Source organism: Sphingomonas bacterium (genome assembly GCF_903643035.1).
Lineage (GTDB): Bacteria > Pseudomonadota > Alphaproteobacteria > Sphingomonadales > Sphingomonadaceae > Sphingomonas.
Map to the genome: position 1 here is coordinate 1 of NZ_CAHJWW010000023.1, position 19524 is coordinate 19524.

12 protein-coding genes and 1 tRNA gene are annotated in these 19524 nt (G+C 70.1%); 10 read left to right on the forward strand and 3 right to left on the reverse strand.

Annotated features, from left to right (window positions below; translation table 11 throughout):
• Positions 1-3 precede the first annotated feature (3 nt).
• The 4 genes from folK (at position 4) to HUV01_RS02890 (ending at position 4523) form a co-directional block, all read left to right on the forward strand.
• Entirely contained in the window at positions 4-411 is a 408-nt protein-coding gene (gene folK, locus HUV01_RS02875) for a 2-amino-4-hydroxy-6-hydroxymethyldihydropteridine diphosphokinase (protein WP_174296826.1), read from the forward strand.
• 16 nt (positions 412-427) lie between these two features.
• Positions 428-500, forward strand: a tRNA-Lys gene (locus tag HUV01_RS02880).
• Between the two features lie 130 nt (positions 501-630).
• Complete coding sequence (locus tag HUV01_RS02885; protein ID WP_174296817.1) at positions 631-3480, forward strand: glycosyltransferase family 4 protein; 2850 nt, start codon at positions 631-633, stop codon at positions 3478-3480.
• 62 nt (positions 3481-3542) lie between these two features.
• The gene (locus HUV01_RS02890) at positions 3543-4523 is read left to right on the forward strand and encodes a hypothetical protein (RefSeq protein ID WP_174296818.1); all 981 of its coding nucleotides are present in this window, start codon (positions 3543-3545) and stop codon (positions 4521-4523) included.
• Positions 4524-4566: 43 nt separating this feature from the next.
• On the opposite strand, the gene HUV01_RS02895 is transcribed toward HUV01_RS02890, so the two are convergent.
• The 3 genes from HUV01_RS02895 to HUV01_RS02905 form a co-directional block, all read right to left on the reverse strand.
• Positions 4567-5268 carry a fatty acid desaturase CarF family protein gene (locus tag HUV01_RS02895; protein WP_174296819.1) on the reverse strand — a complete coding sequence of 234 codons (702 nt, stop codon included), beginning with the start codon at positions 5266-5268 and terminating at the stop codon, positions 4567-4569.
• A gap of 85 nt (positions 5269-5353) precedes the next feature.
• Positions 5354-6082, reverse strand: coding sequence for an outer membrane protein (locus HUV01_RS02900; protein ID WP_254606337.1), 729 nt, complete (start codon positions 6080-6082; stop codon positions 5354-5356).
• A 178-nt stretch (positions 6083-6260) separates the two neighbouring features.
• Positions 6261-9293 carry a rhamnan synthesis F family protein gene (locus tag HUV01_RS02905; RefSeq protein ID WP_174296820.1) on the reverse strand — a complete coding sequence of 1011 codons (3033 nt, stop codon included), beginning with the start codon at positions 9291-9293 and terminating at the stop codon, positions 6261-6263.
• Between the two features lie 289 nt (positions 9294-9582).
• On the opposite strand from HUV01_RS02905, the gene HUV01_RS02910 reads away from it, so the two are divergent.
• From HUV01_RS02910 to HUV01_RS02935, 6 genes are all read left to right on the forward strand, one after another.
• Positions 9583-10512: an NAD-dependent epimerase/dehydratase family protein gene (locus HUV01_RS02910; protein WP_174296821.1), complete on the forward strand. Its 930-nt coding sequence runs from the start codon at positions 9583-9585 to the stop codon at positions 10510-10512.
• Positions 10512-11735, forward strand: a complete 1224-nt coding sequence (locus HUV01_RS02915) for an AGE family epimerase/isomerase (RefSeq protein ID WP_254606338.1) — start codon at positions 10512-10514, stop codon at positions 11733-11735. Before HUV01_RS02910 ends, HUV01_RS02915 begins: the two co-directional genes overlap by 1 nt.
• A gap of 13 nt (positions 11736-11748) precedes the next feature.
• Positions 11749-13215, forward strand: coding sequence for a D-glycero-beta-D-manno-heptose-7-phosphate kinase (gene rfaE1, locus HUV01_RS02920; RefSeq protein WP_174296822.1), 1467 nt, complete (start codon positions 11749-11751; stop codon positions 13213-13215).
• Complete coding sequence (rfaD, locus tag HUV01_RS02925) at positions 13212-14198, forward strand: ADP-glyceromanno-heptose 6-epimerase (RefSeq protein ID WP_174296823.1); 987 nt, start codon at positions 13212-13214, stop codon at positions 14196-14198. The genes rfaE1 and rfaD overlap by 4 nt, the downstream gene beginning before the upstream one ends.
• Positions 14199-14245: 47 nt before the next feature.
• Positions 14246-14797, forward strand: a complete 552-nt coding sequence (locus HUV01_RS02930; protein ID WP_174296824.1) for a D-glycero-alpha-D-manno-heptose-1,7-bisphosphate 7-phosphatase — start codon at positions 14246-14248, stop codon at positions 14795-14797.
• A gap of 112 nt (positions 14798-14909) precedes the next feature.
• The coding region (locus HUV01_RS02935; RefSeq protein WP_174296825.1) for a glycosyltransferase at positions 14910-19524 on the forward strand (4615 nt) is incomplete at its 3' end.

The window sequence follows — 19524 nt, forward strand, 5'->3', positions numbered from 1 at the left end:
GCGCTGGACCCGGAGCGCGCCTCGCCGATCGTCGCGAGCGCCCCGCTGGGTCCGTCGATCCGCCGGTTCGCCAACGCCGTGGCGCTGATCGAGAGCGACGTCGCGCCGCCCGAGCTGCTTGCGCGGCTGAAGGCGATGGAGCGGGCGTTCGGGCGCCGGCGCGGGCGCCGCTGGGGCGCGCGGGTGATCGATCTCGACATCGTGCTGTGGTCGGGCGGCCGCTGGCGCTCGCCTGGCCTTGCGATACCCCATCCGGCTTTTCGGGACCGCGACTTCGTGCTCGCCCCCCTCGCCATGCTCGTTCCGGGCTGGCGCGATCCGCGGACAGGACGGACGATGCGCCAGTTGGCGGCGCGGTCGCGGGCGGCCCGGGCGAGGCGGACGGTTGACCGGGCGCCGGCCCGGCCCTAGGCCCGAAGGCGATCGTGGGTCTGTAGCTCAGTCGGTAGAGCATGCGACTTTTAATCGCCAGGTCCCGGGTTCGAACCCCGGCGGACCCACTCATCGCTTCTCCCCAGCCCCCGGTATGGCCCCGAGGATGTATGGCTCCGAGTGCCGTCCCGACGCCTTGAAGGCGGTCGCGGCATGGCCGGTTCTACGCTATCCCGACACGATTCGTGGGGGGTGGTCATGAACAACGTGCCGTTCGTTCGTCGCTTGTCCGCCGGGCCGGCGGACGATGCCCTGGCTCACGCCCTTGGCGGGCTGACCGACGCCGAGTTCGACCGGGTGCGTTCCGGCTTCGACGCGGACTGGTACCTGAACCGCTATCCCGACGTGGCGGCGGCGGGCGAGGATCCGTTCGTCCACTACATGACCTGGGGATGGCGGGAGGAGCGGGACCCCTCGCCGCAGTTCTCAACGGCCTCCTATCTGGAGCGTTATCCCGACGTCCGGGACCATGGCACGAACCCGTTCCGCCACTGGCTGCTGTACGGCGTCGCGGAGGGGCGGTCGGGCGCCCACGCCTCGCCCCTCCTGCTTGGCGGGTGGGAAAGCCTGACCGCCAGCCAGCAGGCCGTCCTGATCCGCATGTTCGGCATCGACTATTACCGTGCCAACGCGCCCGGCCCCGACGGCGGCCTGCCGGCGGCGGAACACGTCAGCTCGGGCAGGACGGACGCGGGCAACGCCACCCTGTCGTTCCGGGCGTCACGGTACGTCGCCGCCCATCCCGAGCTTCTGGGGACGCAACAGGTCCCGTTCCTGCACTTCCTGTTCGACACGGTGGGCGAGCACCCGCTGCGCGATCTGTTCCTCGCCCTTCCCCCCGCGGACGTGCAGCTCCTCTGCGAGCATTTCGACACCGCCTGGTATCTCTACAGCTACCCGGACGTCGAGGCGGCGGGGCTGGACGCATTCATCCACTACATGACCGCGGGATGGCGGGAGCGCCGCGATCCATCGCCGGACTTCTCGACCAACGCCTATCTGCTCCGCTACCCGGACATCGCGGAATGCGGGATGAACCCTTTCCTGCACTGGGTCCTGTTCGGACAGGCGGAGGGGCGGACGGGCGCTTCGTCCAGCAGCAATTTCAGGAACCGGCCCTACGCTCCCTCCGTCACGGCGATCCTGGTCAACACGGGGGACGATCCGCTCTCGCCCGACTGCCTCGCCACGGTCGTCCGGCAATCCCATCGCGATCTGACCGTCCTGATCGTTGGCGCACCGCTGCCCGATGCCTGCCGGTCGGTCCTGGATGACTCGCCGGACGGCGGAGGGGTCAAGGCGATCCGCCACCTGGCGGACGACGGCGCCTCCCCGCCGTGGATGTCGCTCCGGCGCGCGGTCGACCATGCGGACGGCGAGCTGATCTGGTTCGTCGGGGGACAGGGCCGATACGACGGGGACTTCCTCGCCCGCCTGACGTCCAGCTTCGCAGACGGAAGCGTCCAGCTGGGCTTTGGCCGCCTCCTGGAGGAAGGCGACGCGATCGGCCAGGAGATGTCGCCGCTGCGGATGGCCGGCTGGAAACGGCATGTGACGAGCCCCGCCGCGACCTGGTTCTTCGACAATCTGACACCCGGCGCGCTCGCCGGGGTCCGGCACGGCTTCCTGTGGCGTCGCAGGACGCTCGCCGGCGACGTCTGGCGCCAGGCCGGCGAGTACCGCCACCTCGGGCACTGGCACCTGTACCTGCACATGGCGTCGGGCGGGCAGATCGCGTCGGTCCGCGATGCGCTGGTGTACGTGCCGTCAGCATCGGAGGCGTCGCCGGTCGGGAACGGCGATCTCGACGACGACGTGGCGCGCCTGACGGGCGAGATCCGGTCGTTCTGGAACGATCCCCACGCCGACGACGCCGCACCGCCGGCCGGGACCGCGCGGACGAGGCGCCACATCCTCATCGTGACGCATGGCATCTTCGCCGGCGGGGCGGAGAACTTCCCGATCCAGCTGGCCAACGCGCTCGCCGGCCGGGGGATCATCGTGTCGATGATGATCTTCAAGACCGACGACGTGAACGCCGAGATGCGGGCCACGCTCGATCCGGGCGTGTCGATCTACGAGGCCGACTGGGTGCTCGAACACGGGTGCGAGCGGTTCGTCCGCGACATCGGTTGCACCCTCATCCATTCGCATGGCGTCGTGGGCGAGATGTTCTTCTTCGATCGCTGCGCCTCCGTCCTGCCCGTCCCGTACGTCGCGACGCTGCACGGCTCGTACGAGGCATCGAGCAGCAGCGACCTGCCCGAGAGCGTGATCGCCAGGATCGTGCGCAACGTCGACCTGTTCATCTATACCGCGGACAAGAACCTGAAGCCGCTGCTGCGTCATGGCGTGCAGCCCGGGCGGCTGGTCAAGATGATCAACGCGATGCCGGTCGACGAGGCTCCTTTCTCCCTGACCAGGGCGGAGATGGGCATCGCGCAGGACGCGGTCGTGTTCACGCTCGTCGCCCGCGGGATCAGGGAAAAGGGATGGTCGACCGCGATCGACGCCTTCAAGGCGGTCCGGAAGCGAAACCCGCACCGCGCGATGCACCTGTGTCTGGTGGGCGAAGGGGAAGAGCCGGACCGGCTGGGGCCGCTGCACGCCGACGACCGGTCCATCAGCTTCCTGGGCTTCCAGCTGCGCATCCACGGCCTCTACAGGATGACGGACGTGGCGATCGTCCCCACCAGGTTCGCAGGCGAGTCCTTTCCGCTCTGCATCATCCAGGCGTTGCAGGCAGCCGTCCCGGTCATCGCCACGGACGTGGGCGAGATCGCGTCGATGCTCCGGAACGGCGGGACGACCGGCGGCGTCGTCGTGGAGGACGGCCGCCTCGACCGATGGTTCGCCGGCCGTTTCGACAGGCGGTTCGCAAAGGCGATGCACCGGCTCGTCGACGAGGGACTGAGGAAACGGCTCGGGTCGGGAGCGGGCGTCCTGGGCGGCCGTTACGACATGGACGGGCTTACCGGCCAGTATGTCGACCTCTATGAGGATGTCTTCCGCCGGTTCGCCGCGGCCGGACCGATTGCGCCGCGGTGAGCCGGACGGGCGTGGCCGCCACCGCCCGCCGGCGACCCGCCGCACAGCCCGGACGCACCATCATGGCATTGTATCTCGTGAGCTTTTCGGGGCGACTGCCTCAGCAGGCCGCGGCGGCGCGCGCCGAGCTGCGCAAATGGGGCGCCACCCGGCTGTGGGACGACGTGTGGATCGTCGACATGGAGCCTGCGCCCGAAGCCTGCCTGCCGGGCCTGGTGGCGACGGAGGCCGCGCTGTCGATCCCGCTGGCAGGGTCGGAGGCGTTCTTCTCGATCGGTCGCGCGGCCGGCATCGCGGCGCAGCTGACCTATACGGAGAAGGTCGCACCCCTCCTGAGCGCGCCTGACGCGACGGGCGCGGCCCCGGCCCGGGTCCGATACTGCAACGACGGGGCGGCCGTGTTCGAGCCGGTGGTCGCCCGGTATCTGTGGACGCGCCGGCATTCGGTCTGGGCGACCGACCTGTGCCGGCTGATGGCGGGGCACGGCAGCGACAAGGGGATCGGCTGGCATACCTATACGCCGTTCTACCAGTCGCTGTTCATGGACCGGGAGGAATCGACCGCCGCGCTGTTCGAGCTGGGCCTTGGCACCAACAACGAGGACACGCCGTCGAACATGGGCCGGCACGGTACGCCGGGCGCGTCGCTGCGCGGCTGGCGCGACTATTTTGCCAACGCCCGGGTCTATGGCGCCGATGTCGACGCGCGCATCCTCTTCGCGGAGGATCGCATCGACACCTTCTTCGTCGACCAGACCATCCCCGATACCTTCGACGCCCTGTGGACGAAGCTGCCCGGCATCGAACTGGACTTCTTCCTGGACGACGGGCTGCATACCCTGGAGGCGGCCCGGACCACGTTCGCCCAATCGATCGGCAAGGTGCGGAGTGGCGGCTATTACATCATCGAGGACGTGATGAAGGAAGACCTGGACGCCTATCTGGACCTGATCGCGCGACAGGGATTGCCGGGCCTGTCGATCGACATCGACCATGCGGCCAACGTCTATGACAACTGCCTGGTCGTGGCCGTCGCCCGATAGTCCGGGTGCCCTCCCCGAACCCGCGGGGGGGGGGATCGGCCGCCTAGCGGGGTACCAGCCCCTCGTCGCGCAGCCATCCGTACCGGTGCGCCAGGCGGAACACGGCATTCAGGATCGGGTTCGACCAGCCGTTGATCGTGCTGAAGTCCTGCGCCAGCGTGTCGTGGTGGTGGCGATGATCCTCCGGCCGCATCAGCAACCGCAACCGCCGCATGAGCAGGACCGGCCACGGATTAGCCGCCCGGTGAAGCGTACCGTGGAAATATTGCGCGAAGGTTGCGCCGATCAGGAAGCTCGCCAGCATCGCCGCCGCGGGCGCGGACCAGCCCGCCAGCGCCAGCGCGCCGTTGGCGACCAGCGCGAAGGGCAGCGTCGTGAACGACACCGTCGCGCCGACCTGAGTCAGCATCGGGCGGCGGCCGAGCGCGTCGGGCCGGGGATGGTGGTTCTTGAAGTCGTAGGTGATCCGCTGGATCGGCGTCAGCCGCGCGAACGCTGCGCGGCGCATGGCAAGATACTCGCCGGACTCGCGCGAGCCTTCATAGGCATACAGCCGGTCTAGGCCGACGTCGGGCGGCGACGGGCGATAGTCCATGACCATATGGACGACGCCCGACATCAGGTCCGCAAGGAACCACCCGGCCAGCGCGGCGGGCACCAGCCACACACCGGGCATCGACACCGCGACCGCGACGTCGACCAGCACGATCAGGAAAAGCGCCGCGATCGCCGCACGAGTCTTCATCTGACAACCCGTCCCATCCACCCGGCGCCGATCGGCGGGATCGGCAGGACCGGCGCCGATGGCGAGCCACCGGCGCCAGCTTGCATCATTTGAAGTGGATGCCGATACCACCCATCACCCGCTGGCGCGAGCTATGGTCGTAATAGTCGGAATAGACGTACTGCGCGTTGACGTAGAGGCCCGCGAGCGGACCCTTGAAGCGATCCGCCATCGACAGCTCGACGCCACCGCCGACCTGATACCCCTCGGTATTGTAATGGTCGTAATAGCTGGCCTGGGGCGTCGGCGCGGTGAAACGCTTGCGCTGTTCGTTGAGGACATAGCCGCCCTTGCCGAATATCAGGAGTTGCGGCGCGAGCAACAGGCCCGCGCGGACGCCGACGCTGTATTCGTCGAACGACTTGTTGCACAGCGTCCCGCCGCCCCCGCCCGGGGTGCAGATCTCCGTATAGTTGTTGGCTCGCCAGTAGGACGCCTCGGGTCCGACGACGATGCGGTCCCCGATCAGCCCGTCGAAGCCGATCGTGGCGCCATAGCCGAACTTGTCGCGATGCTGCCCCTGCGACCGGAACCTGTCGCCACCGGCATTACCCTCGATCCGGAAGCCGCGCAGCGTATCGGCGATGGGACGAGCGGGCGGGGTCGGGATCGTGCCGTCCTGCGAGGCGGGCGCGGGCGCATCCTGGGCGGGCGCGGGCGCAGCCATGTCCTGGGCAGGCGCGGGCGCGGGCGCGGGCGCGGGCGCGGCCTGGGCGAACGCGGGAGCGGCAACGATCAGGCCGGCAAGCGCCGGCAAAGCAAAGGGGTGACGCATGGTCTTTTCTTTCGCCGATATACTCAGGGATCGGGTAACGGCGCGAAGGCGATTACGTTGCGTGTGATGGCCATATCCATCCGGCGTGTGTGAATAATGCCACGATCGGCACCGGATACTTCCCCGAAAACCGTCGTCCGATACCGCGGAAGAGCAGCAGCTACCTCGCAAGCGACGATCACCAGCCGGCGCCGCGAGCGTGGACGGTGCACCACCGCAGGCCCGCCCCCTCGCACACGGCCGGCAGCATGCGCTCCATCGCGTGGAGGATCGTTCCGTCGCGGGGCAGCGGCTCGGCCGGCAGGTCCGCCATCGTCAGGTCCAGCGACCAGAACGGCTCCAGTGCCTGCGCCCGCGCCCAGAACATCGCGCCCAGGGGAAAATAGGGAAAGGCCGGCAGGAGGGGAACGGGCGTCATCCGGGCCGCCAGCGTCTCCGCGAGCGGTAGGTTCTCGGTCCATCCCCTGGCGTTGCTGTCCTCCGCGAAGACGAGGCCGGTCGACGCATCGTTGAAGAGCGACACCACCTGGTCCATGCGCCGGCCATCGCCCATCAGCAGGCCGACCATGTGCTCGCGCCAGCGGTTCCCCGTGTCGGTAGGCTCGTTGAGGACGGTCAGGCCCTTCTTGCCGTGCAGATGGCCGATCACCTCATACCCGCCGTCGCGCAGCACGTCCCGGATGCCGGTCATCAGCGGACCCATGTCGCGCCCGCGATTGGGCAGGAGGTGGACCCGCACGTCCCCGCGCCGATAGTCAGTGAAGGCGTATTCGATCTCGCGCCGCTTCTTATCGCTGTCGGTCGTGACGATGATGTCCATGCAGGTCACGGCGTTGGCGAGGCGGCGCGCGAAGTCGAAGGCGAGATCGGAATAGTGCAGATGGAGGTGGAGGGCGGTCCTGCCCCTGAAGGGGGTGAGCGGCGCCTCGTCCTCGAGGAGGTGGCATTCGTGCGTCGTCGGCTCGATCTCGCCCCGGGAAAGCGCGTCGAACAGCGGAACCACGCCTTCACCGGGATGCAGGCGGTGGCGCGATCGATAGAGGTTGTCGCTGAAGCCCGGCCGGGGATTGCGGTCGCTCAGCCCCTTCAGCCCTCCCGCGACGTACCGGCGCAAGGGGCGGTCGCCCAGTCCGATCGAACGGCGCCCGCCTTCGTGGAACCCTGCGTTGAAGACGGCCGCCCCGTCCAGCGCCGAGACGACGCGATCGGTCTCCCGGGCCAGTCCGCGGGCCTCGGCCAGCCTGTCGAGGATGAAGGCGGAATAGTCCGCGAGCCCGTACTCGTCCTCGATCAGCCGCCTGTTCGCGTCCGCGACGCCCTTCGGCTTGCCGAAATAGGCGACGATCGCGTCCGCCGCGGCGCCCGAGCTGCCGTATTCGACGGCGGCGCCGGTTGCGCGGCCGGCGGCGATCTCCTCCGCGATGCCGGTGGCGCGGTCGAAGCAGACGACCGGCAGCCCCGCTCCGAAAGCGTCGAGCGCGACGTTCGGGAACGGGTCCAGCCGCGACGGGAGATAGAACACGTCCGCGCGCCCGAACATCGCGTCGAGGTTCGCCTGCGCCGGGACGAACGTCACCACGTCCTGCAGGCCGAGGCGTTCCAGCGTCTCTCGCACGTAGAGCGAGTAGCCGAGGTCGCGAAGCGGGTCATAGTGGCTGCCCACCCAGACGAACCTGAAATCGCCTGCGTAGCGATGGCGGACGTCGCTGGCGGTCTGGACGAACAGGTCCACGCCCTTGCGGATCTGGACCTGGCCGGCGCCCAGCACGATCCTGGCCGATCCCCTGCGGCCGACCAGCGTGTCGAGATCGTCGTCGGTCAGGTCGGACGCGTCGGGATCGGCAGGCAATCCGGCGAGAACGCCCTGGTGCCTGATCGACGTGTTGTTGGGCCGGCCGATCGGCGACACCTCCTTGAAGGCGGATTCCCGGACGACGCTGGCGGGAAAGACGACGCGGTCGGCGGCGCCGACGACGCGCCGGACCCTCAAATCCGAATATTCGGCGAACTCGTGAACGAGCGCGACGCTGGGAACGCCTGCGTGCAGGGCGCCCTCCACGACATGGAAGGTCTCCGCGGAGTTCAGCACCGCGCCGTCGAGGTCGCCCGCATTGCTCAGCTCCCTGAACAGCCGCTCGTACCCGCGGCCCGTCAGCATGCCCGTGCCCAGCTGCGTGGCCAGCGCCCTGAAGTCGGTCGACAGCGGACCCGGCCGGCCGGTGAGGATGATGAGGTTGTTGTCCCTGGCCAGTTCCTGCGCGACGCCGAGCGCGACGAGCGGTGCGCCAGTGCGCGACGACTCGTGCGATGCGACCACGATGGTCGGTCGGTTCGCGTCGTGGGGCTGGTCGCCCGGCTCCAGCGTGAACGGACCCGCGGTGCCGGAACGCCCCTCGGCGCGGCCCATCCGGATGAAATGGAGATAGGGATCCACGTCGGCGGCGGCGACGTCCGGATATCGCGCCAGATAGGACTCCTCGGAGAAGTCGGGCGACGGATCCAGCCCGCGATGGCGGCCGGTCACGATATAGTCGACGAGCGGGTCGCTTGCGGCGGGAAGGTCCGGCTGCTGGCCGCGGTAATAGGCCTCGTCGAAATGCGGCCGCAGCATGGCCGCCAGATCCTCGACCTGCTCGGACCGCGCCACCCGTCCCTCGTCGTAGCCGACGAGCAGGTAGTGGACGGCCGGCGGCAGCCCGTCCCTGCGGACATCCTCGTACGCGCCGTGATAGAAGCGGTCGTCGAAGCCTTCCAGGATGCCGGCGCCTCCGCGCCAGCCGCCGGCCAGGTTGTATTCAAGAAGGGTTAGGCCCTCCACCGGACTGGACGCGCGCGCGTCGGCCGGGCGATGCAGCTTCACCTTGCGGCTGCGACGCAGCATGTCCGCGTGCCTCTTCAGGGCCGCCAGCGTGGCATAGCGGCCCTCGTGGCGACCATAGGCGAGATAATGCACCAGCAGGTTCCCGCCACCATGGGCGACGTCCGCGTAGATCGCGGCGTAGAAGGCGGGATCGAAGTTCCCGGACGGCGCCACGCCATCCCGCTCACCGTGGTCCAGATAGTGCGCCGCCGCTTCCGCGTCGGACCCGTCGAGCCCGGTCCGCTTCGCATAGGCGCGGGCATCGAACAGCCCGCCGTCGAGGATGACGGCGATATGGGCCGCCTCCGCCCTCGAGTCGTGGGGAAACGCGGGATTGCAATCGGAAACCATGAACGGGAGCCTTGGTGGGTCAGCCTGGGCGACGCGCGCGGTGCGCGGCGCCGGGACCTGGAGGGGAGCGACGATGATCGGGCACGACACCGTGCCCCGGAACGGTCAGCGTCGGGACGGTCGGACTTCGGGCAGCCCTAGCGATATCGGACCGGTGTCGGCGGCGGTGGGAATCGGCGTCGTCAAGCTGCGCATACCTCGGCTTTTCGGCCCGCCCTTGCTTTCGGCCCGTATCGATTGATATTTTTACATCAGCGCCCCAACGGCGACAATCGGAGAATCGAGGATCATGCGTCGGTGCTGCATCGTGGGCGGGGGCGGGTTCATCGGCGTGAACCTGGCCAACCACCTCGTACGGGCGGACTGGCGGGTCACGAGCTATGGAAGGCCTCCCCCGCTTGGCGCGCATGACGCCGAAGTTCGCCATGTGCCCGGCGAGTTCACGGACCGTCCCGCCCTCCTGGCGGCGATCGAGGGCTGCGACGCCGTGTTCCACCTCGTTGGCAGCACGCCGGCCCGCGCGGAGGCCGACCGGGTCGGCGATGTCGAAGCCAATGTGGTCAACACGCTGCACCTCCTGGATGCGGGTGTGGCGGGTTCGTTCGGCAGGATCGTGTTCGTGTCCTCGGGCGGCACGGTCTATGGCTCGCCCGGACAGATCCCGATCCCCGAAACGGCGCACCAGTGGCCGACATGCTCCTATGGCGTCAGCAAGATGACGATCGAGCGGTATCTGGGCGTCTACCAGCATCTCCACGGCCTGCGCTATGGCATCGCACGGGTCAGCAATCCGTTCGGACCGCACCAGCGATACGGGACTGGTCAGGGCGCGGTCGCCGCGCTGCTCCACTGCACGCTCACGGGGGAGCCCTTCACGATCAGGGGCGACGGGACCGTGATGCGCGACTATTTCTATGTCGAGGACCTCGCCGGGGCGCTGGCGGGGCTCGCCGTCCATGAAGGGAGCGGTCGCGTCTTCAACATCGGCAGCGGTGTTGGCACCAGTCTCAACGCGCTGGTGACGCTCGTCGAGGGCGTGACCGGCCGGACCATCGAGCGTCGTCACCAGCCCGGCCGGGCCATAGACGTGCCGGTCAACGTGCTCGACGTGCATCGTGCCGCGGAGGAACTGGGATGGAGAGCACGGACGCCGCTCCGGATCGGCCTTGCGCGCACGTTCGACTGGATGTCGACCGTGGGACGGCGTGGCAACGCCTGATGACGAGCCGCTCCGACGATCGCCCGCCTCCCGCTCGCGCCGATAGCGGCGATGCCGTCCGGCACGACCTGGCGGCGGGCCGCACCTGGGCGCGCGACTGGCTCCGCGCCGCCTTGCCGCTGTGGTACGACCGCGGAGCGGACCGCGACCGGGGAGGGTGGTTCGACAAGCTGGACCTGCAGGGGGCGCCGGTCGATCTGCCCAAGCGATTGCGCGTTCAGGCGCGCCAGGCGTTCGTCTTCGCGGAGGCCGGCCGCCTGGGGTGGGACGGGCCGTGGCGCGACGCGGTCGACCACGGCCTCGACTTCATGCTCGGCAGGTTCCGGCGTCCGGACGGTCTGTTCCGGGCATCGGTGACGCGGGACGGCGTGCCCGTCGCCGACGCCCCGGATCTGTACGACCAGGCGTTCGTGCTGTTCGCCCTGGCCGCCGGCTATGCGGCGCTGGGCCGTCCGGCCGGATTGCTGGCGGAGGCGGAGGCGTTGCTGACGCGGCTGGAGGAGCGGCTCGGCCATCCCCGCTTCGGCTTCGAGGAGGCGCGTCCCCGCACGGTTCCGCTGCGATCCAATCCGCACATGCACCTGCTCGAGGCGCTGCTCGCGTGGGTGGAGGCGGGCGGCGGAAGTTGCTTCGAACGCCGGGCGGACGCGATCGTCGACCTGTGCCTCGATCACCTGATCGACGCCGCCACCGGCGCGATCGGCGAGTCGTACGACGGCGACTGGCGCTTCCACAACGGCATGGGCCACCTGCGCGAACCGGGCCACCAGTTCGAGTGGGCGTTCCTGCTCCACCGCGCCGGGCAGGTTCTGGGCCGCGACCATTGCCAGGCCTGGGAGCGCCTGTTGCGCTTCGGCACGACCCATGGTGTCCGTGACGGACTGGCCGTGTCCGCGGTCGCGGCCGACGGAACGCTGGCGGACGGTTCGGCCCGGCTGTGGGCGCAGACGGAGCGGTTGCGGGCGATGCTGGTCCTCGCCCCCGCCCTGCCCCCTGCCGACGCCGCGCTGGTCGCGGCGGCCGACAGCCTGCGCGCGGTGCGCCGGTTCCTCGACGTGCCCATCCGGGGATTGTGGCGGGACCGGATCGACCGGAACGGCCGCTGGATCGACGAGCCGTCGCCGGCGTCGTCGCTCTACCACATCGTCACGGGTCTGGTGCCGCTGATCGAAATGCGGGATGGCGTCGCCGGGACGGTCGGCGGCCGGCTCGCGGACAACTGAGCGGAGGGCGACGATGGATCTTCCCGATTTCGCGGCGATCAGGGTGCTTTGCATCGGCGACGTGATGATCGACCGGTTCGTCAACGGCCGCGTGGAGCGCATCTCGCCGGAGGGTCCGGTGCCGATCATCCGGATCGACGACACGCACAGCGTACCGGGAGGGGCCGCCAACGTCGGGCGCAACGTCTCGGCGCTGGGTGGGCGCTGCACGCTGGTGGGCGCGGTCGGCCGGGACGCGGCCGGGGCGGAACTGGGCTCGATGCTGTCGGCCTGCGGCCGGATCGATCCGGTGCTGGTGACCGACGACGGACGCCTGACGATCGAGAAGATCCGCTTCGTCGCGAGCGGGCAGACGCTGTTGCGCGCCGATCGCGAAGAGCCGGGCGAAGTCTGCGGCGAGACAGCGCGCGCGCTGGTTGCGGCGGTCCGCGACCGGATCGCCGACCACCATGTCCTCGTGCTTTCGGACTATGCCAAGGGCGTCCTGACCGACACGGTGATCCGGGGTGCGATCGACGCGGCGACCGATGCGGGCGTGCCGGTCGTGGTCGATCCCAAGTCGGCGCAGCTCTCCCGCTATGCCGGCGCCACCGTCGTCACGCCCAACGCCCGGGAGGCGGGCATCGCCACGGACATCGACATCGACACCGACGAGGATGCGGCGCGGGCTGCAACCAGAGTGCTGGCCATCGCCGGCATCCACTCGATCCTGCTGACCCGGTCCGAACGGGGCATGACCCTCGTCACCGCGGACGGCGCCGTGGTCCATGTGCCCACCACCGCCCGCGAGGTGTTCGACGTGGTGGGCGCCGGCGACACCGTGGTCGCGACGCTGGCCCTCTGCCTAGGCGCGGGTCTGGCGCTCGAGCCGGCGGCGCGGATCGCCAACACCGCCGCGGGCATCGTCGTCGGCAAGCACGGAACGGCGACGGCGAGCCGATCGGAACTGGCCGACGAACTGGTGCGCCCGGACCGGGACCCGGGCTCGCCGAGCGAGCGCAAGGTGATGTCCGTGGCCGGCGCGGCCGCGCTGCGCCGGCAGTGGGAGCGCGAGGGCCTGACGGTGGGGTTCACCAACGGCTGCTTCGATATCCTGCACGTCGGCCATGTCGGCCTCCTCGAGTTCGCGCGCGCGCAGTGCGACCGGCTGATCGTGGGCGTGAACGCGGACGCCTCCGTGACTCGCCTGAAAGGTCCCTCGCGGCCGGTCAGCCCGGAAGGGGACCGCGCCCGCCTGCTGGGCGCGTTCGGCTTCGTCGACGCGGTCGTCCTCTTCGCGCAAGATACGCCCCGCGCGCTGATCGAGGAGTTGCAGCCCGATGTGCTGGTCAAGGGAGCGGATTATGCCGTGGAGGACATCGTCGGATACGACATCGTGCGGAAGCGGGGTGGCAGGGTGGTGACGTTCGACCTCGTGCCGGGGCGCAGCACCACCGGATTGATCGCCCGCGCCGCCCGGCCTGCGGAGGTCGGGGCATGATCGTCGTGACGGGCGCAGCCGGCTTCATCGGATCGAACATCGTCGCCGACCTCGAGGAACGGGGCAAGGGGCCGGTCGCGGTGGTCGACCGGTTCGGGGAGGACGAACGCTGGCGCAACCTCGCCAGGCGCCGGGTGGAGGCGTTCGTGCTCCCGGAGCATCTGGATGCGTGGCTGGACGACAACGGACGCGACGTGACGGCCGTCGTCCACATGGGCGCGATATCCGCGACCACCGAGCGCGACGTCGACCGGCTGGTCGCCAACAACATCAACTTCACCGTCCGGCTGTGGGACTGGTGCGCCGGGCGGGGCGTGCCCTTCGTCTATGCGTCGTCGGCGGCGACCTATGGCGGCATCGAGACGGGCTTTGTCGACGACGACGACGTCGAGGCGATGGCGGCCCTGGAGCCCCTCAACGCCTATGGGTGGAGCAAGAAGGCCACCGACATCCTTCTTTGCCGCCGCGTCGCCGACGGCAAGCCGGCGCCGCCCCAATGGGCCGGCCTCAAGTTCTTCAACGTCTACGGCCCCAACGAGTATCACAAGGGCGACATGATGTCGGTCGCCTGCAAGATGTTCGACCAGGTACGGCGCGATGGCCGGGTGACGCTGTTCCGGTCGCACCGGGACGGGATCGCCGACGGCGATCAGCGGCGGGACTTCGTCTACGTGAAGGACTGCACCAGGACCGTCGCCTGGCTGCTCGATCATCCGGCGTGCAGCGGGATCTTCAACGTCGGATCGGGGCAGGCCCGCTCCTTCCTCGACATCGCGCGGGCGATGGGGCGGGCGGTGAACGTGGCGGTGGACGTCGAGTTCGTCGACATGCCGCCCGCGATCCGCGACCGCTACCAGTATTTCACCCAGGCGGACATGACGAAGCTGCGCGCGGCGGGCATGGACGCGACGTTCACCACGCTCGAGGAGGGCATCTCCGACTATGCGGGCAGCTATCTCGCTCGGGCCGACCGCTATCGCTGACGCCTGTCGGACGCGGCGCGTGAGTGGCGGCCGGTGAGCGGCGCGCGATGAGCGGCGATCCGGTCGTCTTCCTGGATCGCGACGGCACGATCATCGTCGAGCGCGACTATCTGAGCGATCCCGCCGGGGTGGCGCTGGAGGTCGGTGCCGCGCGCGGCCTGCGCGCGCTGTCCGCGGCCGGCTTCCGGCTGGTCGTCCTCACGAACCAGTCGGGCATCGCGCGCGGTTACTTCGACCTGGCGGCGGCCGAGGCCGTGAACCGTCGCGTCGCCGACCTTCTCGCCGGCCGGGGCGTGGCGATCGATGGCTGGTACGTCTGTCCGCATGCGCCATCCGACGGGTGCGGGTGCCGGAAGCCGCGACCCGGTCTGGCGCACCGCGCGGCGGCCGAGCTGGGCCTCGCGCTCGCTGGATCGTGGGTGGTCGGCGACAAGCGGTCGGACGTCGAGCTGGCGGACGCGATCGGAGCGTCCGGCATACTGGTGGCGAGCGGCCACGGCGCGCAGCACGTCGCGTGGGCGCGCGCGCACGGGCGCCCGGTCGTCCGCGACCTGGCCGAGGCGGCCGATCTGATCGGGAGCGCCCGGGCGGGCTCCTGATCATCGCGTTCTACCCGACTGCATGGCTAGCGGCCGTCGGTGTTGCGCTGCATACTGTGCCGTGGCCCTTCATCAAGTGTGGCCGGCAGCCGCGTGGCTGAGGAGTCTGGACATGCGCCATAGTTCGACCGAGCGGGCCGTCGCCCCCGCCGCCGAGACCGACCGGTTGCGCAAGGAGAATGCGAGCCTGCTCGAACGGCTCGCCGACATGGACCGTTTCCATGCCGACGGGCAGCGCGTCGCCGACGAGCGCGAGGCGCAGATCGAGCGCGCGCGCCTCGACCTTGCCGCCGGCGAGCGGCAGCGCGCCGAGCTGGAAGAGCAGCGCGCCCGGCTCGAACGGCAGGTCGGGGACCTGCACCTCGCCGCGCAAGCACGGGCGCAGGCCGACCGGGACGAGCGGGACCGGCTCGAGGCGGCGATCGTCCGGCACCGACACGAAAGCGCCGAGCTCGCGCTGTTTGCGTACATGCTGAGGGGCGACACCTCGCAAACGGGCCTGTTCCGGCGACTGACGTCCGGCGGGACGGCGGCGATGGCGCGGGGCGAGCACCCTCGCGGCGAGGTGCTGCTCCGGCTCGCCGCGCTGCTGCGTCCACTGGACCGGAGGGCGTGGCGTCGCTACGCCGCCAGCCTGGAGGTGGTGGGCGAACATGCCGCCGCGGAGGTCGCGTGGCGCCGGGCGGTCGGCCTCGACCGGAACGATGCGGCCGCGCTGTACGGCCTGGCGCGGACGCTGGCCGAAACGGGTCGCCACGAGGAGGCGGGGGCGGCGCTGGAGACGGCGTTCGCGATCGATCCCGGCCTGCCGGGCCTCGGCACGCGGCTGGACGCGGCGGGGATCGAGCCGGGCAGGCAGGCGGACATCGTGCTCGCCTCGTCCTGGTTGCGCGGCAGCGTGCGGCGCCGGCCGGCCAGGGGCCTGATGCCGTCCGGCATTCGCGACTTCCTCGCGCTGCGCCGCGCGCGCCGCGCTGCGGAAAGGGGCGATCCACGCCGGGCAATGCGGCTTCATGGGGAGCTGGCGGATCGGTCCGACGACCCGGTCGAGCTCGTCCGGCACGGCGACGCGATCGCCGCCCTCACCGGCCCCGTCGCTGCCCGCGGCGCCTATCTGAAGGCCTTTGCCGCGCAACCGGACGACGGGCGGTCGCGCCGCCGCGCGCTCGATGTCAGGCACGGCGACATGGGCCTGGTCGCACGGCCCAAAGTCGATCTGAAGGTCGATGCCGACGGCAACTACGTCACGATGTCGGACGACGCGCAGATCGATCTCGATCCCGACGGCCGCGCCTTTCCGGCGGGCTGGACCCTGGTCTCGATCTCGGCGACCGCGCCGGCGGCGCCGATCCGGCCGGTCGTCTATGCCTTCCACGGCGAGCATGGCGCGACGGTGAAGCCGTTCACCTTTCCCCTGATCGAGGGGGAGGGGGAGGTGCGATGCCTGCTCCCCCTCCCCGCGGGCATCGTCCAGCTGCGCCTCGACCCGACCGGCCACGCCGGCGTGACGTTCCGCCTGAACCGGGTCGGCTGGCTGGGCGGGGCGGGGCCGGGCGGCGGCGGGCTGGAAGGCCAGCTGTTCGTTCCCGCCGCGCGGGGGGTGGCGTTCGTGGGCGAGGAACCCGCGGCGGACGACGGGACGGATCCCACGACGCGGTCCTTCGCCCTGCGACCACTGCAGGACCTGGCGATCCTCGCGGACGGCGCGTTCGTCTCCACGGACGAGGATCCCCAGTTCGACGTCGTCGGCGCCGGCGGCGTCCTGGGCGGCTGGACGTGGATCGACCTCCAGGTAGAGGGCGTCGACACGCCCCTCGACCCGGTCCTCTACGCCTGGACGGAAGACGAGGTCGTCGCGATCCGGTTGCCGGACATCGCCGCGCGGTCCGGCGCGATCCGCGTGCTGGTTCGCCTGCCCGACCAGGTGTCCCGGCTGCGGTTCGACCCGGCCGCCCGTGCGGGCGTCCGCTTCGGCGCCGTCACCTTCCAGGCCGCACCGATGCCGGCCGACGATCGGGTCTTCCTGCCCTGCCCCGCCGATCCCATCGGCGACCCCGGCGCGATGCAGGCGCGCCGCGATCCCGACGCCGCCCACAGGGTGCGGCCGCTCGACCAGCTGGAGGCGGTCGGGGACCGGTTCAGGACGACCGGCGACGCGCCGCGGTTCGCGGTCGAGCCCGCCGGCCCCGATGCCGCCGGCTTCCCCGAAGGCGTCGTCAGGCTGACGCTCGGGGTGGATGAGGCGGACCAGGCGGTCGACGCGGCGCTGTACGCCCTGGACGATGCCGGCCATGCCCTGTGCGCATACCGGTTCGGCAGCCTGGAGCCGGGGGTATCGTGCGAACACCACCTCGTACTGCCCGCCGGCGTGCGGTCGCTCCGGTTCGCGCCCGGGGACACGAGGAACGTCACGCTCTCCCTGCCCAGGGTCGAATTGCTGCCGCTGGGTGCGGCCGACGAGGCGAGCTACGCCGTCGCGCGCCGCCAGGACATGCCGCCCGACGCCGGGCCGGACGCGGTGTCGACCGGGCTCCAGCCGCTCCAGCACCTCGAAGAACGGGACGGCATGTTCCGGTCCACGGGCAACGACCCACAGTTCCACGTCGCGATGGGCGGCCGGGCGTTCCCGCGCGGGTGGACGGTCGTGACGGTCGAGATGGACGTGGTGGACACCATCGCCAGACCGATCCTCTACCTGTGGAGCGGCGCGGGCGTGACGCCGATCCAGCTGGCGTCGCTGAGCGGAAAGGGGTGCTCGCAGCAGCTGGTCCACCTGCCCGACGACGTATCGGAGATGCGGCTCGACCCGACCGACATGGCGGGCATCGCCTTCTCGGCGCCGCGGCTCGCCTTCTCGCCGGCATCGCTCTTCGCCGGGCGTCTCCTGTCCCGCCTGCCCAACGCGGGCCGCCGGGTGGATTACGAGACGTGGTGCGACCTATACGACCGGATCGGGCGGGTCGACCGCGTCCTCATCGGCGAGGCGATCGGCCGGTTGACGGACACTCCGCTGATCTCCGTGCTGATGCCGGTGTACGATCCCGACCCCCGCTTCCTGAGGCGCGCGCTCGATACGGTGATCGACCAGATCTACCCCAATTGGGAACTGTGCATCGCGGAGGACTGCTCGCCAAGCGAGGAAACCCGAGCCATCCTGCGCGAGTATGCGGCGCGGGACGACCGGATCAAGGTCGTCTTCAGGACGCGGAACGGCCACATCTCGCGCGCGTCGAACTCCGCGCTGGAACTCGTCACCGGCGCGTTCGTCGCCCTGATGGACCATGACGACGAACTCCCCCCGCACGCGCTGTACCTGATCGCGACCGAGCTCGACCGTTTCCCCGACACGGACGTCATCTACACCGACGAGGACAAGATCGACCAGCACGGCCGGCGGCACGATCCCTATTTCAAGAACGACTGGAACCAGGAGCTGTTCTATTCGCAGAACTGCGTCGCGCATCTCGGCGTCTACCGGACGGCGCTGGTCCGCGCGGTGGGCGGCTTCCGCGCCGGCTTCGACGGCAGCCAGGACTACGACCTGATGCTGCGGATCCTGCGGCTGACCTCGTCCGAGCGGATCCGGCATATCCCGCACGTCCTGTACCACTGGCGCATCTTCGAGGGCGTGCGCACCTTTTCCAGCAACAATCCGTCGAACTCCGTCAACACCGCCCGGCAGGCGATGGTGGAGTATTTCGCCGACGCGGAGCCCGACAGCGAGGTGGAGGCGATCCCGTACTTCCCGGGATGGTGGCGGATCCGGCGTCCCCTGCCGACCACGCCGCCGTCGGTCACGATCATCATCCCGACCCGCGACCGGGTGGAGCTGGTCAGGAACTGCGTCGAGGGTCTGCTGGAGCGCACGGACTATCCGCACCTCGACGTCGTCATCGTGGACAACGGCAGCATCAAGGCGGAGTCGCTGGACTATTTCGAGACGATCGCCCGGCATCCGCGCGTGGGTGTCCTGCGCGACGACGGGCCGTTCAACTATTCCCGGCTGAACAACCTGGCGGTCGCGCAGGCCGCGGGCGACCTCGTCTGCTTCCTCAACAACGACATCGAGACGATATCGCCCGACTGGCTTTCCGAGATGGTCAGCCAGGTCCTGCGGCCGGGCGTCGGCGCGGTCGGCACGCGGCTCCTCTACGCCAGCGGGACGCTGCAGCACGCGGGCATCACGATGGGCGTGTACGGCGTCGCCGCCCACGGCCACCGCCACTTCCCCGGCGACTCGATCGGCTATTTCGGTCACCCGCAGCTCGTTCGTGAAGTGTCCGCGGTGACGGCGGCCGCGCTGCTGATGCCCAAGGGGCTGTTCCAGGCGATCGGCGGCTTCGACGAGGACAACCTCGCCGTCAGCTACAACGACGTCGACCTGTGCCTGCGCGTCCGGGAAGCGGGGCGCAAGGTCGTCTACACGCCCTTCGCCGCCCTCTATCATCTGGAATCGGCCAGCCGCGGCCTGGACGTCACGGTCGAGCAGCGGGAGGCGCAGCGGGTCGAACGCGGCTATATGGAGGCGCGCTGGGAAAGCGCGATTGAAGAGGACCCGTTCTACAGCCGCAACCTGACGATCGCCACCGAGGATTGCGACCTCGCCTTTCCTCCCCGCGCCCGCCGCCCCTGGCTGGAGGAGGCGGACGTCGCGGAGCGGCTGGCGCGGCTGGGCCGGGCGGCGCTGCCGGAACCGGAGGGCGAGGCGCTGGCGGCGCTCGCGGCGG

Coding starts and splice junctions, on each gene's coding strand:
- HUV01_RS02885 (WP_174296817.1), top strand. CDS start 631: ATGAACAACGTGCCGTTCGTTCGTCGCTTGTCCGCCGGGCCGGCGGAC.
- HUV01_RS02890 (WP_174296818.1), top strand. CDS start 3,543: ATGGCATTGTATCTCGTGAGCTTTTCGGGGCGACTGCCTCAGCAGGCC.
- HUV01_RS02895 (WP_174296819.1), bottom strand. CDS start 5,268: ATGAAGACTCGTGCGGCGATCGCGGCGCTTTTCCTGATCGTGCTGGTC.
- HUV01_RS02900 (WP_254606337.1), bottom strand. CDS start 6,082: ATGCGTCACCCCTTTGCTTTGCCGGCGCTTGCCGGCCTGATCGTTGCC.
- HUV01_RS02905 (WP_174296820.1), bottom strand. CDS start 9,293: ATGGTTTCCGATTGCAATCCCGCGTTTCCCCACGACTCGAGGGCGGAG.
- HUV01_RS02910 (WP_174296821.1), top strand. CDS start 9,583: ATGCGTCGGTGCTGCATCGTGGGCGGGGGCGGGTTCATCGGCGTGAAC.
- HUV01_RS02915 (WP_254606338.1), top strand. CDS start 10,512: ATGACGAGCCGCTCCGACGATCGCCCGCCTCCCGCTCGCGCCGATAGC.
- rfaE1 (WP_174296822.1), top strand. CDS start 11,749: ATGGATCTTCCCGATTTCGCGGCGATCAGGGTGCTTTGCATCGGCGAC.
- rfaD (WP_174296823.1), top strand. CDS start 13,212: ATGATCGTCGTGACGGGCGCAGCCGGCTTCATCGGATCGAACATCGTC.
- HUV01_RS02930 (WP_174296824.1), top strand. CDS start 14,246: ATGAGCGGCGATCCGGTCGTCTTCCTGGATCGCGACGGCACGATCATC.